This window comes from Micromonospora arida (assembly GCF_042873195.1).
GTDB classification, from domain to species: domain Bacteria; phylum Actinomycetota; class Actinomycetes; order Mycobacteriales; family Micromonosporaceae; genus Micromonospora; species Micromonospora arida.
In genome coordinates, this window is record NZ_JBIALC010000017.1 from 92,775 (window position 1) to 107,294 (window position 14,520).

Sequence of the window (14,520 nt, forward strand, 5' to 3'; positions counted from 1 at the left end):
GTTTGGGGATGTGGTGGTCTCGGGGAGCGGCTAGCGTGTCAGCACCGCGTACGGATCCACAGTGGTGACCGTCGCCGTGCCTGGGGAGGCCCTTCATGAAGCTGCCGCGATCCATCGCGGGCTGGACCATCGCGGTCTTCGGCGTGTTGGCGCTGGTGATGGGCGCGGTTGGGCTGCTCTGGCCGGAGGCGCAGCTGCGCATGCTCGGGTTCGAGGTGCCGGCGACGCGGTCCGTCGGTGATCACACCGGGACGTTCCTGCTGGCGTCCTCGATGGCGGCCTTCAACATGGGCGTCTACTACCTGCTCGCCACGGTGACCGAGTGGCGGGCGTTCTACCGGTTCACCGTGGTCTTCCGGCTGGTCACGTTCACCGTGTTCACCATCGCGGTGCTGGCCGACATCGCTCCCGACCGGTTCTTCGGGGTGGCGGCGTGGGAAGGGCTGGGCGCCGTGGCCACTGCCATCGGTCTGCGTCTGGACGCCCGGCGGGGCGTCCCGGCCGGCGGGGTCGGATCGTCCGAGGGTGCCGGGACGACTGCGGTCGCCGAGGAGGGTACCGGTCCCGCCGGTGCGGCTCCGGCGGACGCGGTGCGCTGAGCCATCGGTCGGGTTGGGTATTTTCGAGCGGTGACCGACACCCCGACCGGCGGCCTGCCAGTGCCGATCGTGCCCGGCCTGACTGATTTGCGGGTGTTTGCCCGGGGCGGGTACGCGACCGTCTACCAGGCCACCCAGATCTCCGTGGGTCGCGAGGTCGCCGTCAAAGTGGAAAACCGGACGCTGGACAGCGAGCGCGATCAGGCCCGCTTCCTGCGCGAGGCGCGGGCGGCCGGCCGGATGTCGTCCCACCCGCACGTGGTGGACCTCTTCGACGTGGGGGTCACAGTCGATCAGCACCCCTACCTGATCATGGAGCTCTGCGACGGCTCGTACGCCGAACGGATGCGCACCTCACCGCTCGGCCCGGTGGAGGCCCGCGACCTCGGCATCAAGATCGCGGACGCGCTGGCCCACTCGCACGCCGCCGGGGTGCTGCACCGGGACGTGAAGCCGGCCAACATCCTCTACTCGCCCTTCAACTCGGCGGTGCTCGCCGACTTCGGGCTCGCCGTCCTCGCCGAACACCGGGACGCCTCGGTCACCCTGGAGGTGCTCACCCCGGCGTACGCGCCGCCGGAGATGTTCAGCCACAGCCCGCCGTCACCGGCCGTCGATGTGTACGCGCTCTGTGCCACCCTCTACGCGGTGATGCACGGCCGGCCGCCGCGTTGGCAGTCCGAGCGCAACCCGAGCCTGGTCACCGTGCTGGAGATGTTCAACCAGCCGCTTCCCGCACTGCCCGGGGTGCCGGACGACCTGATCGACGTGCTGCGCGTCGGCATGGCCAACGATCCGGGCGAGCGTCCCTCCGCCCTGGAGTTGCACGACCTGCTCACCAACCTGCCACTCGGCTCGCCGGCGACACCGGTCAGCGGCGCTCCGGTCAGCGGTGCCGCGACGCTCTCCGGCCCGTACGCGCCCAGCCAACCGGTGCCCCGACCCTCCATCGAGGACACTCAGCGAAGTGACCCCGCCGGTCGACGGTGGCGGCGCTGGCTCTTCGGCGGCGCCGGGGTGCTCGCGCTCGCCGCCTCCGCGACCGCCGGGGCCTGGGTCGCCGACCGGGCGCCACCACCCACCCCGTACCCGTCGGCCACCCAGATCGCCGCACCGGCGACCGGGCCGTTGCCCGGCTGCGCGACCGGCACCGGTGCGCCCACCGCCCTGCCCGAGGGTGCCCGGTGCCTGCCCGAGCTGGAGTGCTTCGGCCCGATGCGGATCCGCGGTAGCCGCGCCGAGGCGGCTCGGCTGTCCTGCGCCGGCCGGCACACCTGGGAGACGTACGCCGAGGGCATCCTGCCGGTGTCGCTGGTTGGCGCCGACTACGACGAGGTGGTCGCCGCTGAGCCGGTGCGGCAGGTGTGCAGTGCCACGACGTTCCGGTTGACCACCGGGATCGGCGAGGCGACCGGCTGGCACCTGGAGGTGCTACCGCCGATCGACGGCAGCATCGACCGGACCTACCGGTGTCTGGCGGGGCGCGGCGTGGACGCGCTCACCGCACCCACGCTCACCGGCCGCTGAGCCCGTCCGACCCGCGTCGGCGGTCACGCACCGCACGCAACGCGTCCCGGGGGTCCAGGGCATCGAGGGTGTCCGCGTCGATCCCGTACGGCATCAGCTCGGGCGGCCCGACGACTGCCGACCGGTCCGCCGGCTCCGGATCGTCGACCTGACGAGCGGCCGAGACCGCGACCCCGGCGACCATGGTCATCAGCACGCAGAGCAGCGCGAGAACCACGCCGAGGAGGTCCTGTCGGCGCCACACGACCAGCATGACCAGCGGCACAAGGGCTCCCAGCGCCGCGAGCACCGCCACCGTGCGCGCATCGGGTCTGGACAATCGGCTCACGTGTCCAGCATGTCGCGACGAGGCCGGCTGTCAACCGCAGAGCCGACCGCTACGCCGATCGACGTCGATCCGAGCCGTCCACTGGACAGGGTCCACCGCGCGCACACGGATTGGACAAGAACCGCTACTCTCGGTGTTCCGCAGGCCCTTCCGGTAGCGAGGTCGCCCATGAACTCAGGCAGTTCGCAGTCCCGGCTCCGCTCGATCGCGTCGACGCTGGCGGTCGCTCTCACTCTCGTGCTCGCCGCCGCCGCCGGTTGCGACAGCCGGAAGGAACCGGAGCTGCCGTCGGTGCAGGAGAAGATGCGCGAGACGCACATCTACGGTCAGTCGAAGCTACGGATCGGTGTCGCCACCAACGAACCGCTGATGGGTGAGTTGCGGAACGGCCAGCACATCGGGTTCGACGTCGAGATCGCCCGGTACGTCGCGGCCTCGCTCGGCTACGAGGGGGACCAGCGGCTGGAGTTCGTGTCGGTCGCCACCGAGGACCGCATCCCGTCGCTGCAGGGCGGCACCGTCGACCTCGTGGTGTCCAGCTTCTCCATGACGGAGGACCGTAAGAAGCTGGTCAGCTTCGCCGGGCCGTACTTCGTCACCACGCAGGAGGTGATGGTGCCGGTTCGGCTCAAGGACAAGGTCCGCACCATTGAGGATCTGCGCGACCCGGCGTACAAGGTGTGCACCAGCGGTGGTTCCACCACCGAGGCGGAGTTGGAGAAGCACCAGGTCAAGACATTCGTGGTCAAGGACGTCGGGGACTGCGTCGACGGCATCCGGAAGGGGCGGTACGACGCGGTCAGCTCCGACGAGTCGATCCTCGCCGGTTTCCTGGCCAGCTTCCCCAAGGAGTTCGAGATCGTGGACATGCCGTTCGGCACCAGCGAGTTGCTGGGCATCGGCGTGCCGATCGGTGATCCCGCGCTGCGCGACCTGGTCGCGTTCTTCCTGCAGAAGAGCTACGAGCAGGGCCGCGACGGAGATGCCAGCCCCTGGCAGACCGCGTACAACCGGACCCTGGGCCCCTGGCTGAAGGCCGAGAAGCGTCAGCCGCAGCCGCTGGAGGTGCCGAAGCTCGTCGACTTCGACGACAAGGCGCCCGCGAAGTGAGCGCGGCACCGACCGCCACCAGCGGCGACGGGCCGGTCCCGCCGCCCCGCACGTCAGTGCCCGGCGGCGACGCCGACTCGCCGACAGTCGACGGTACGGCCGCAGCGCCGTCGGTTGTCGAGCGTCCGGCTGCCGGCGCGGGAGGTGACGTCGCCTGGCCGGCTGGAGTGCCGGTCGCCGAACCGGCGGAGCCGATCGTCGCCGACGTCGAGCCCGGTCGGGTCCGCTGGGATCCGGACGAGCGGCGCGCCCGGGCCAGCCAGTCGTTCTGGACGGCGGTGGTGGGCGTACCGGCGATCTTCTCGGTGCTCCGCCTCGGTGTGGAGGCCGGCGGGGAGCTTCAGACCACGCTGCTGCTGGTGGCGAACGTCGGGCCGGTCAACCTCCTCGCCGGTTTCCTGACCACTGCGGCCCGGCTGCTCTCCACCGGCCTGGTGGCCGTCTTCGCGCTCGGCGCGGTGCTGGCCGTCAGCGCGGATCGACTTCCGCCGGGCACCCGTCGTCGCCCTCTTTTCGCCCGCTGGGCCGACATCACCCCGGCCTGGGTGGTGCTGGCCAGCTTCCTGCTCGCCCTGATCACCTGGCCGTTGCTCTATCTGCCGTTGCTGTTGCCGGCGTTCGTGGCCGCGTTCCAACTGCGCCCGGCGCGGCTGCACGAGCGGGTGGTGCCTCGGCTGCTGCTGATCGGTGCGCTGCTCGCCGGGTACGGCTGGCTGATGCTGCCGACGATGCGCGACGCGATGCGGCAGGGCGACGAGTGGCTGGTGCTGGCGCTCATCGTGGTGCCCCCGCTGCTGGCGCCCTTCGTCGCGGGGCCGTTGCCGGGCATGGTGATCCGGCCGCTGGCGTCGGTGACCGAGGTGGCGGTGCTGGCCACCCTGATCTGGGCCGCGGTGCCGGTGATCACCACACCGGTGTTGCCGCTGACCGTCACCACGGTGGGCCCGGAGAGCGGGCCCACCGAGGACGTACGTGGGCACGTGGTCACCACCGACGACGTCAACATGGTGATCCTCCAGGAACGGGGCGGAGTCCGGTACGTCCCGGTCGGTCTGGTCCGCGCCCAGGTGCTCTGCCCGAGCGAGGAGGAGTTACCCCGCCACCAACTGCGCATTCACGACTTCCACGTCGAGGATTCGCTGTTGGAGGGCATGGGCCGACGGGTGCGCCCGGTCCACCGCATCGACGCCGCCTGCCGCACCCCGGCCTGAACCCCGCCCCGCCCGCCCAGCGCGACGTCAGTAGGACTTGTCCTGGCCGAGGACGTGTTGGGCCACGAAGTTGAGGATCATCTCGCGGCTGACCGGCGCGATCCGGCCGGCCCGGACGGCGCCGAGCAGAGTTGCCACCCCGTACTCGGTGGTCATGCCGGCCCCACCGAGCACCTGCACGGCGGTGTCCACGGCGAGCGCGGCGGCCTCCCCGGCCGCGTACTTGGCCATGTTGCCGGACACCCCGGCCTCCAGGTCGCGGCCGGCGTCGTACAGGGTGGCCGCCTTCTGAATCATGAGGCGGGCCAGCTCCACCTGCACCGCCGCGTGTGCCAACGGGTGCGACACCCCTTGGTGCGAGCCGATGCTCCGACCACCCCAGACCTTGCGGGTGACGGTGTACTCACTGGCCCGCTCGATGGCGTACCGGCCGGTGCCGGCACCCATCGCGGCCACCGTGATCCGCTCCGGGTTGAGCCCGGCGAAGAGCGCCGGCAGCCCGGCGTCCAACGACTCACCGAGCAGCGCGTCGGCGGGCACCCGCACGTCGTCCAGGTAGAGCAGGAACTGGTTCTCCGGGGACAGGATCTCCATGTCCAGCTTGGACCGGGTCAGCCCGGCCGCGTCGGTCGGCACCAGGAACAGCGCCGGCTTCAACTTGCCCGTGGAGGAATCCTCGGTACGGGCCACCACCAGCACGTGACCGGCCTCGTCGACGCCGGAGATGTAGCACTTGCGGCCGTTCAGCAGCCAACCGTCGCCGTCGCGGCGAGCCACCGTGCCGAGCCGGTGGAAGTTGGAACCGGCCTCCGGCTCGGTGATCGCGAAAACGATCTTCTGGGAGCCGTCGGCGAGGCCCGGCAGGTGCCGCTTGCGCTGCTCCTCGGTGCCGTGCCGGGCGAGCACGGTCGCCGCGATGGCGGGGGAGACCACCAGCAGCAGCAACGGGCAACCCGCCGCCGCCAACTCCTCGCAGACGATGGCCAGCTCGGTGATGCCGCCGCCCCCGCCGCCGTACTCGGTGGGGATGTTGACCCCCAGGTAGCCGAGCCGCCCGGCCTCCGCCCACAGTTCGGTGGTGTGTTCGCCGGCCCTCGCCTTCTCGACAAAGTAGGAGTGACCGTAGCGGCGGCCCAACGCCCGCACGGCGTCGCGCAGTTGGTCCTGCTCGGGGGTGAGGTCGAAGGTCATCGGGCGTCCTCTTCTTCGATAACGGCGAGCACGGCGCCCGTCTGCACCTGACCGCCGGTCGGCACCGGCAACTCGGTGACCACGCCGTCGATCGGGGCGAGCACGGGATGTTCCAGCTTCATCGCTTCCAGGGTGAGCAGCGGTTCGCCGACGGTGACCCGCTGGCCGACCTTGACGTTTACCCGGGTCACCGCGCCGGGCAGCGGCGCGAGCAGCGACCCGGCTGCCACCGCCGCGGTGGGCAGCGGAAGACGTGGCAGCTCGGCCAGGCTCGCCGCCCCGTCCGGGCCGTCCACGAAGACCGCCGCACCCACCCGGTGTACGCGGTACGCGCGCCGAACCCCGTCGACGTCGAGCACCACCCGGTCCGGGGTGGCCTCGACCAGTGCTACTGCCGGTGGCTTCGCCTCCGACGCCGCTGCGTCGCCGGGCGTCGCCACGGACCAGTCGGCGAGTCCACCGGTCCGGTCCAGCCGGTAGCGGATCTCGATCTCGTCGCCGTCCGGCCCGATGAACCGGCTGACCTGCGGGACTGCGGGAACGTTGCGCCAGCCAGAGGGGAGCCCGGAGAGCACCGGTGCGGTCGCCCGGCGGTGGGCGGCCGCGGCCAGCGCCGCGGCGAGGGCGGTGATCGGCAGCCGGTCGGCGGGGAGCAGCGGGGCGAAGACCTCCGGGTGCCGGTCCAGGAAACCCGTGTCGATCTCCACGGCGGCGAAGGCGGGGCTCCGCAGCACCCGGACCAGCAGGTCCCGATTGGTGGTCACCCCGTGCAGCTCGGCCCGGGCCAACGCGCTGGCCAGCAGCCGGGTCGCCTCCGCGCGGGTACGACCCCAGGCGATCACCTTCGCGAGCATCGAGTCGTAGTGCACCCCGACCACCGAGCCGGCCAGCACACCCGAGTCGAGCCGCAGGCCCGGCCCGGCCAGCCCACCGAACTCGGTCGCCACAGCGCCGACGCTGAACCGGTGCAGGGTCCCGGTGGCCGGCCGCCAACCCGCCGCCGCATCCTCGGCGCAGAGGCGTACCTCGATCGCGTGCCCGGTGCTCGCCGGCAGAGCCGCCGGCAACGGCTCACCCTCGGCGACGAGCAGTTGCAGACCCACCAGGTCCAGCCCGGTGCACAACTCGGTGACCGGGTGCTCGACCTGAAGGCGGGTGTTCATCTCCAGGAAGAAGAATTCACCGCCCGGGGCGAGCAGGAACTCCACAGTGCCCGCGCCCAGGTAGTCGACCGCGCGCCCGGCGGCCACCGCCGCCTCGTGCAACGCCGTGCGGACCCGGTCCGGCACAACCGCTGGCGCCTCCTCGACGATCTTCTGGTGCCGCCGCTGGATCGAGCACTCCCGGTCGCCGAGAGCCACCACCCGACCGTGGGCGTCACCAAAGATCTGCACCTCGACGTGCCGGCCGCGCTCGACGTACCGCTCGATGAAGACCGTGCCGTCGCCGAACGCGGCGGCCGCCTCGCGGCGCGCGGAGGCGACGGCCTCGGCCAGTTCGTCGGCGGTCCGGACGATCCGCATGCCCCGGCCGCCACCGCCGGCGGACGCCTTCACCAGCACCGGGAAATCGGTGATCCCGTCGGTGTCGGTCCAGCTCGGCAGCATCGGCACGCCCGCCTCGGCGAGCAGCGCCTTCGCCGCCAGCTTGTCGCCCATCGCGGCGATCACCTTGGCCGGCGGGCCGACCCAGGTCAGACCGGCGTCGGTCACCGCCGCCGCGAACTCGGCGTTCTCGGCGAGGAACCCGTAGCCGGGGTGGACGGCGTCCGCGCCGCTGCGGCGGGCCGCGTCCAGGATCAGGTCGACCCGCAGGTACGTCTCGGCAGGCGTTCTCCCCGGCAGGCGTACCGCCTGGTCGGCCTCGGCCACGAACGGCGCGTCGGCGTCCGCGTCCGAGTGCACGGCGACCGTTTCCACGCCCATCGCGCGGCAGGTGGCGAAGACCCGACGGGCGATCTCGCCCCGGTTGGCCACGAGCAGTCTGTTGATCATGGTCCCCTGAGCCTTCCTTTCGTTCGCGACTGCGGGACTCCGCTTCGCTGCGTTCCTCGCGCTCACGGTCTACATCCGGAAGACGCCGAAACCGTCGGCGCCCTTCACCGGTCCGTTGTGGATCGCCGAGAGGCAGAGCCCGAGGACGGTCCGAGTGTCCCGGGGGTCGATCACCCCGTCGTCGTAGAGCCGGCCGGAGAGGAAGAGCGCCCCGGACTGCGACTCGATCTGCTGCTCGACCATCATTCGCATCGCCGCGTCGGAGTCCTCGTCGTAGTCGCGCCCCCGGGCGGCAGCCGCCTGCCGGGCCACGATCGACAGCACCCCCGCGAGCTGCGCCGGGCCCATCACCGCCGACTTCGCGTTCGGCCAGGTGAACAGGAACCTCGGCTCGTACGCCCGGCCGCACATGCCGTAGTTGCCGGCACCGTAGGAGGCGCCCAGGTTCACCGTCAGGTGCGGCACCTTCGAGTTCGACACCGCGTTGATCATCAGGGCGCCGTGCTTGATGATGCCGCGCTGCTCGTACTCGGTGCCCACCATGTAGCCGGTGGTGTTCTGCAAGAAGATCAACGGGGTGTCCGAGGCGTTCGCGAGCTGGATGAACTGGGCCGCCTTCTGCGCCTCCGCGCCGAACAGCACCCCTCGGGCGTTCGCCAGCACCCCCACCGGATACCCGTGCAGCTCGCCCCAACCGGTGACCAGCGCGTCCCCGTACGCCGGCTTGAACTCGTCGAAGTCGCTGCCGTCCAGGATCCGGGCCAGCACCTCCCGAGGGTCGAACGGCACCTTCAGGTCGGCGCTGGTGATGCCGAGCAGCTCCTCCGGGTCGTACTTCGGCGGCTGCGGCACCGCCGTACGCGGCGACGGACCCTGCTTGCGCCAGTTCAACCGTCGTACGCACTGCCGGGCCAGCCGGATGCCGTCCCGCTCGTCCTCGGCCAGGTGGTCGGCGAGCCCGGACGTGCCGGCGTGCATCGCCGCGCCACCCAGCGACTCGTCGTCGGTGACCTCGCCGGTCGCCATCTTCACCAGCGGCGGACCGGCCAGGTAGACCTGTGACCGGTCCCGAATCATGATCACGTGGTCGGACATCCCCGGCACGTACGCGCCACCGGCCGTGGCGTTGCCGAAGACCACGCTGACCGTGGGGATGCCGGCCGCCGAGAGCCGGGTGAGGTCACGGAACACCCGACCACCGGGAATGAAGATCTCCGCCTGGGTGGGCAGGTCCGCCCCGGCCGACTCCACCAGATTGACCATGGGCAGCCGGTTGGCCAGGGCGATCTCGCCGGCCCGCCGGGTCTTCGCCAGCGACCACGGGTTGACCGCGCCACCGCGTACCGTCGGGTCGTTGGCGACGATCAGGCACTCCACGCCCTCGACCACCCCGATGCCGGTGACCACGCTGGCCCCGACCGGGAAGTCCGAGCCGTACGCGGCGACCGGCGACAACTCCAGGAACGGGCTGTCGGCGTCCACCAGCAGATCGATCCGCTCCCGGGGGAGCAGCTTGCCGCGGGCGTGGTGCCGGGTCACGTACTTCTCGCCACCACCCGCCCGCGCCTGGTCCAGCGCGGCGTCCAACTCGGTCAACCGCTCCAGCAACGCCGCCCGGTTCGCCAGGTACGAGGGCGCGGACGGGTCGACCGCGCTGTCCAGGGTGGTCATAGGCCCATGCCTTTCGCGATGATCTCATTCATGATCTCGGTGGTGCCGCCGCCGATGCCGAGGATCCGCGCGTCGCGGTAGTGCCGCTCCACCTCGGCGTCGCGCAGGTAGCCGAACCCGCCGTGCAGCTGCAACGCCTGGTCGACGACGTGGTCGCAGGCGGCCACCGCCATGTTCTTCGCCATCGCCACCTCGGTCACCACCGGCTCGCCGGCCGCCACCCGAACCGCCACTGCATGCACGTACGATCGGGCCGCCTCGGCCCGGGTGTGCATCTCGGCCAACCGGTGCCTGATCAGCTGCCGGCTGGCCAGCGGACGCCCGAAGGTCTCCCGGTCCCGGCACCAGCGCACCGCCAACTCGACGCAACGCTGCGCAGTCGCGTACGCCTGGGTCGCCAGCGACAGCCGTTCCGCCGCGAAGTTCTGCATGATCGCCAGGAAGCCGGTGTCCTCCGCGCCGATCCGGTTGGCGACCGGCACCCGCACGTCCGCGAAGGACAGCTCGGCGGTGTCCGAGCAGTGCCAGCCCAGCTTCTCCAACCGGCGTCCCACTGTGAACCCGGGCGACCCCTTGTCGATGACCAGCAGAGTGAGCGAGCCGCTGCCGGGGAAGTCGGTACACACCGCGGTGGTCACGAAGTCGGCCCGGTGCCCGCTGGTGATGTACGTCTTCGACCCGTTCACCACGTAGTGGTCGCCGTCCCGGCGGGCGGTCGTGCGGATGCCGGCCACGTCCGAACCGCCGTCCGGCTCGGTGATGGCCAGCGCGCCGATCATCGTGCCGGCCAGGGTGGGCCGCACGTACCGCTCGATCAGACTGTCGTCGCCCGGGGACGAGACGCCACCGAGTCGACCGCCGAGCGAGCCGCCGGTGCGGGCACCGGCCGCCGCCACCATGTGCGGCAACGCGATTCCGTGCGTGAACAGGGCCGCCACCAGCCCGGACGAACCGCCGGAGCGGATCAGCTCCTCGGTCACGATGATCGAGTCGAGCAAATCACCGCCGCTGCCACCGACCGACTCCGGGAAGCCGATGCCGAGCAGGCCGAGCTTCGCGGCGGTCGCGTGCAGCGCCCGGGGCACCTCGCCGGCCCGCTCCCAGTCGTCCAGGTGCGGCAACACCTCCCGGGTCACGAACGTCCGGGTCAGCTCGCGTAGTTGCCGGCGCTCCGGGGTGTCCACGATGCTCATCGGGCCTCCTTCGGTCGCGACTGCGGGGCTCGCGGGGCCGGCTCATTCCTCGCGCTCACCGGGATGCCCCCGCCGGAAGGTCGGCCGGCAGGTCGACGATCCGGGCGCGCAGCAGCTCGCCGAGCGCCTTGGCCTGAGGGTCGAACCGGGTGGACGCGGCCACCCCGGCGCCGAGCAGGCCCTCGATCACGAAGTTGACCGCGCGCAGGTTCGACAATTCGTAGCGCCGCACCGACAGCGGGGCGGTCTCCGGCACCAGCTCGGCCAGCCGTTCGACGGTCAACCAGGTCCGCAACCAGGCGTACCCGGCGTCGGAACGCGCCCAGACACCGAGGTTGGCGTCCCCGCCCTTGTCCCCGGAGCGTGCGCCGACCACCTCGCCGAGCGCCCCGCGCCGGGTCGGGCCGTCGACCGCCGCGTCGCCACCCGGGGCCGACTCGTCCTGCGAGGTGGGGGCGGTGCCGACCGGCGGGGCGATCGGCACCCGCTCGCCACCGGGTAGCACCGCGACGTGGGCCACCGCGTCCTGCGGCACCGCGTCGGCGGTGAAGACGCCGTACGGTGTCGCGTCACCGGGAAGCGTGGTCAGCGTGCAGCCCGGGTACGAGGCCAGGGCCAACTCCACCGCGGCGGCCGAGAACGCCCGCCCGGCCCGCGCCTTGTCGCCGTCGCGCAGGTGTACGTGCAGCAGGGCGCTGGCCGCCTCGGTGTCGGCGGCGTCCGGATGGTCGGTCCGGGCGAGGGTGAACTCCAGCCCGTCCTTGCCCACCGCCTCCTCGACCTGCCCCCGGACCAGGGCCGCCTTCGCCTCGATGTGCAGACCGCACAGGACGAACGTCATCGAGTTGCGGAAGCCGCCGAGGTTGTTGACGCCCACCTTCAGAGTGGGCGGTGGCGGCGTGCCCCGTACGCCGGAGACCCGGACCCGGTCCGGCCCGTCGGGGTGCAGCCTCACCGTGTCCAGTCGGGTCACCACGTCCGGCCCCAGATACGACGGTCCGCCGATCTCGTAGAGCAGTTGGGCGGTGACCGTCTCCACTGTTACCGCGCCGCCGGTGCCCGGATGCTTGGTGAGCACCGATGAGCCGTCGGGGTGCACCTCGGCGATCGGGAACCCGGGCCGGTGACCGCCGTCGGGCAGCTCGGTGAAGAAGCTGAAGTTGCCGCCGGTGACCTGAGCACCGCACTCGACGAGGTGCCCCGCCACGGTGGCCCCGGCCAGCTCGTCGAGGTCGTTGCGGCCCCACCCGTACCGGGCGATGGCCGGTCCGACCACCAGCGACGCGTCGGTGACCCGGCCGGTGACCACCACGTCCGCACCGGCGTCGAGGCAGGCGGCGATCCCGAACGCGCCGAGGTAGGCGTTCGCGCTCAACGCGTCCGGTCGCTGGATCGTGTCGCCCTCGACGTACCCGACCTGGGTCTGCAGGCCGAGCCGGTTGGCGAGCTTCTCGATGGCGGCGGCCAGGCCGGCCGGGTTCAACCCGCCGGCGTTGGTCACGATCCGTACCCCTCGGTCGAGGGCGGTGCCGAGGCAGGTCTCCAGTTGCCGCAGGAACGTCTTCGCGTAGCCCAGGTCGCTGTCCCGCAGGCGGTCCCGGGCCAGGATCAGCATGGTCAACTCGGCCAGGTAGTCGCCGGTCAGCACGTCCAGCTCACCGCCGTCGAGCATCTCCCGCCAGGCGGTGAACCGGTCGCCGTAGAAGCCGGAGGCGTTGCCGATGCGGATCATGCCCGTACCCCGATCCCGCCGGCCGGCTGCCGGCCGTCACCCGGCGGCCCGGCGAAGGCCTGCGCCACGTCGAGCCACTCGTCGGCGACCGGCCCGGTGGCGACCAGAGCGAGGTCCGCGCGGTGTCGACGCTGGGTGACCAGCAGGCAGAAATCCCGAGCCGGGCCGGTGACCCGGTCGGCGGCGTCCGCCGGACCCCAGCTCCAGGCCTGCCCGCCCGGCCCGACCAGCTCGACCCGGATCGGCGCCGTCGGTGCCTCCCGGCCGTGCGCGGCGAAGCCGTGCCCGAGGGTACGCACGCCCAGGTGCGCCACGTGCCGGAGTCGGTCGCTGTCGGGGCGGACCACGTCGAGGGCGTCGGCCACGTCCGCACCGTGCGCCCAGGTCTCCATGATCCGGGCGGTGGCCATCGAGGCGGCCGACATCCGGGTGCCGTACCAGGGCAGTTTGCCGCCGGCCGGAACGGCGGCCAGCGCGTCGACGAGCGCGGTGCGCCCTTCCCGCCAGCGGGCGAGCAGCTCGGCCGGCGGGGCGAGGAATTCCTCGGCGCCGACGTCGACGAGTCGGGTCACGTCCGGCGCGGTGGTGACCGTCGCGTAGAACGCCTCGGGATCGGTCGCGGCCAACAGCGCGACGTGGTCGGTCCAGGCGAGGTGGGCGATCTGATGCCCAACGCTCCAGCCCGGCGCGGGGGTCGGCCTCGCCCAGTCGGCCACGGGTAGGGGTGCCACCAGGGCGTCCAGGTGGGCGGACTCGTCGGCCAGGTCCGTGAGCAGGTCGCTGAGGTCGACCATGGTGCCTCCGGTCGGTGGTGGCCGGTGCGGCCGGCGGTCAGGGCGTGAGCAGGGTGGCGAGCTGGCGCTTCCAGGTGGTCAACAGGGCGGTCCGGCGGGCGGAATCGTCGCTGAGCAGGTTGGCCACCCCGAGCCCACGGAGCAGATCGAGCGTGGCCTGCACCGCTTCGCGGACACCGGGTCGACGCTCGTCGACACCGAGCAGGGCGACGGTGAGCCGATGCATCTCCCGCCCGACCGTCGCCTCCAGCGGCACCAGGGCGTCCCGCAGCTCCCGATCGGTGCGGGCAGCGACCCAGAGCTCAAGCGCGGCCACGAACAGCGGCCCGGTGAACGCCACGGCGAGCAGGTCGACGACCCGGTCCAACCGCTGCGGGCCAGCCGGCAGCGCCTCGGCCTCGGTGCGCAACTCGTCGGCCCGGCGCTCGGCCAGATGGGCCACAGCGGCCGTCACCAGCGCCGCCTTCGTCGGGTAGTGGTGCAGCTGCGCCCCACGCGAAACACCGGCCCGCGCCGCGACGACGGTGGTCGTGGTGCCGGACCAGCCGTGCTCGATCAGGCAGTCGACGGTCGCCTCCAGCAGCCGGGCCTGGGTGGCGCGGCTGCGTTCCTGCTGGGGGACACGCGTCGATGCGGTGGGCACGGGGACAGCTTGGTGCCTACAAAACAAACAGTCAAGACTGACTTTTTCTGAGCCCGCGAGGCTCGGGTGGGCTGGCGGTGGGACAGCGCGGGAGGTGGGCTTGGGTGGCTGGTCTCCCTATGGAGCTGATGTCACAAACGAATCGCCCGTCGGCCGTGCCTGTCGGCCGTGCCTGTCGGCCGCGCCCGTCGGCCGTGCCTGTCGACCTCGTCAGAGGCTCGGCCTGCCGATCACCTGTGGCTGATGCCGCAAACGATTCAGCTCCAAAGGCTCTCTGGCCGGTATCCCGTCTGCCTGCCCGCCTGCCTGCCTGCCTGCCGCTGCCCGCCTGCCGCCGCCGCCTGCCTGCCGCTGCCCGCCTGCCGCCGCCGCCTGCCTGCCGCTGCCCGCCTGCCGCCGCCGCCTGCCTGCCGCTGCCCGCCTGCCGCCGCCGCCTGCCTGCCGCTGCCCGCCTGCCGCCGCCGCCCGCCTGCCGCTGCCCGCCTGCCGCCGCCGCCCGCCTGCCGCCGCCCGCCTGCCGCCGCCGC

The 14,520-nt window shown here is 72.2% G+C and carries 12 protein-coding genes; 4 read left to right on the forward strand and 8 right to left on the reverse strand.

The features are described from left to right. Nucleotides 1-95 precede the first annotated feature (95 nt). Complete coding sequence (locus ACFYP0_RS31440) at nucleotides 96-599, forward strand: hypothetical protein (protein WP_355500725.1); 504 nt, start codon at nucleotides 96-98, stop codon at nucleotides 597-599. A 30-nt stretch (nucleotides 600-629) separates the two neighbouring features. Next, the gene (locus tag ACFYP0_RS31445; RefSeq protein WP_355500727.1) at nucleotides 630-2,126 is read left to right on the forward strand and encodes a serine/threonine-protein kinase; all 1,497 of its coding nucleotides are present in this window, start codon (nucleotides 630-632) and stop codon (nucleotides 2,124-2,126) included. On the opposite strand, the gene ACFYP0_RS31450 is transcribed toward ACFYP0_RS31445, so the two are convergent. Next, entirely contained in the window at nucleotides 2,113-2,454 is a 342-nt protein-coding gene (locus ACFYP0_RS31450) for a hypothetical protein (RefSeq protein ID WP_355500729.1), read from the reverse strand. The genes ACFYP0_RS31445 and ACFYP0_RS31450 overlap by 14 nt on opposite strands. A gap of 168 nt (nucleotides 2,455-2,622) precedes the next feature. On the opposite strand from ACFYP0_RS31450, the gene ACFYP0_RS31455 reads away from it, so the two are divergent. Together ACFYP0_RS31455 and ACFYP0_RS31460 are read left to right on the forward strand one after the other, a co-directional pair. Further along, a complete protein-coding gene (locus ACFYP0_RS31455; RefSeq protein ID WP_355500730.1) occupies nucleotides 2,623-3,564 on the forward strand; it encodes a transporter substrate-binding domain-containing protein in 942 nt (313 codons plus the stop codon). Beyond that, a complete protein-coding gene (locus ACFYP0_RS31460) occupies nucleotides 3,561-4,775 on the forward strand; it encodes a hypothetical protein (protein ID WP_386998429.1) in 1,215 nt (404 codons plus the stop codon). Before ACFYP0_RS31455 ends, ACFYP0_RS31460 begins: the two co-directional genes overlap by 4 nt. Nucleotides 4,776-4,802: 27 nt before the next feature. Here ACFYP0_RS31460 and ACFYP0_RS31465 read toward each other — a convergent pair whose 3' ends face one another. The 7 genes from ACFYP0_RS31465 to ACFYP0_RS31495 form a co-directional block, all read right to left on the reverse strand. Beyond that, entirely contained in the window at nucleotides 4,803-5,966 is a 1,164-nt protein-coding gene (locus tag ACFYP0_RS31465; RefSeq protein WP_386998430.1) for an acyl-CoA dehydrogenase family protein, read from the reverse strand. After that, nucleotides 5,963-7,960, reverse strand: coding sequence for an ATP-binding protein (locus ACFYP0_RS31470; protein WP_386998431.1), 1,998 nt, complete (start codon nucleotides 7,958-7,960; stop codon nucleotides 5,963-5,965). The genes ACFYP0_RS31465 and ACFYP0_RS31470 overlap by 4 nt, the downstream gene beginning before the upstream one ends. 69 nt (nucleotides 7,961-8,029) lie before the next feature. Beyond that, nucleotides 8,030-9,631 (reverse strand): acyl-CoA carboxylase subunit beta, encoded by a 1,602-nt coding sequence (locus ACFYP0_RS31475; protein WP_386998432.1) that lies wholly within the window; start codon nucleotides 9,629-9,631, stop codon nucleotides 8,030-8,032. Next, nucleotides 9,628-10,824 (reverse strand): acyl-CoA dehydrogenase family protein, encoded by a 1,197-nt coding sequence (locus ACFYP0_RS31480; RefSeq protein WP_355500739.1) that lies wholly within the window; start codon nucleotides 10,822-10,824, stop codon nucleotides 9,628-9,630. Before ACFYP0_RS31480 ends, ACFYP0_RS31475 begins: the two co-directional genes overlap by 4 nt. A gap of 55 nt (nucleotides 10,825-10,879) precedes the next feature. After that, nucleotides 10,880-12,556, reverse strand: coding sequence for an acyclic terpene utilization AtuA family protein (locus tag ACFYP0_RS31485; RefSeq protein WP_356980591.1), 1,677 nt, complete (start codon nucleotides 12,554-12,556; stop codon nucleotides 10,880-10,882). After that, entirely contained in the window at nucleotides 12,553-13,350 is a 798-nt protein-coding gene (locus ACFYP0_RS31490; protein ID WP_356980593.1) for a TIGR03084 family metal-binding protein, read from the reverse strand. The genes ACFYP0_RS31485 and ACFYP0_RS31490 overlap by 4 nt, the downstream gene beginning before the upstream one ends. A 37-nt stretch (nucleotides 13,351-13,387) precedes the next feature. Next, complete coding sequence (locus tag ACFYP0_RS31495) at nucleotides 13,388-13,993, reverse strand: TetR/AcrR family transcriptional regulator (protein ID WP_124853601.1); 606 nt, start codon at nucleotides 13,991-13,993, stop codon at nucleotides 13,388-13,390. Between the last annotated feature and the right edge of the window lie 527 nt (nucleotides 13,994-14,520).

Excerpts from the sequence above, each read along its gene's own strand:
- ACFYP0_RS31485 (WP_356980591.1), bottom strand. The coding sequence starts at position 12,556 with ATGATCCGCATCGGCAACGCCTCCGGCTTCTACGGCGACCGGTTCACC.
- ACFYP0_RS31475 (WP_386998432.1), bottom strand. The coding sequence starts at position 9,631 with ATGACCACCCTGGACAGCGCGGTCGACCCGTCCGCGCCCTCGTACCTG.
- ACFYP0_RS31480 (WP_355500739.1), bottom strand. The coding sequence starts at position 10,824 with ATGAGCATCGTGGACACCCCGGAGCGCCGGCAACTACGCGAGCTGACC.
- ACFYP0_RS31470 (WP_386998431.1), bottom strand. The coding sequence starts at position 7,960 with ATGATCAACAGACTGCTCGTGGCCAACCGGGGCGAGATCGCCCGTCGG.
- ACFYP0_RS31490 (WP_356980593.1), bottom strand. The coding sequence starts at position 13,350 with ATGGTCGACCTCAGCGACCTGCTCACGGACCTGGCCGACGAGTCCGCC.
- ACFYP0_RS31440 (WP_355500725.1), top strand. The coding sequence starts at position 96 with ATGAAGCTGCCGCGATCCATCGCGGGCTGGACCATCGCGGTCTTCGGC.
- ACFYP0_RS31465 (WP_386998430.1), bottom strand. The coding sequence starts at position 5,966 with ATGACCTTCGACCTCACCCCCGAGCAGGACCAACTGCGCGACGCCGTG.
- ACFYP0_RS31455 (WP_355500730.1), top strand. The coding sequence starts at position 2,623 with ATGAACTCAGGCAGTTCGCAGTCCCGGCTCCGCTCGATCGCGTCGACG.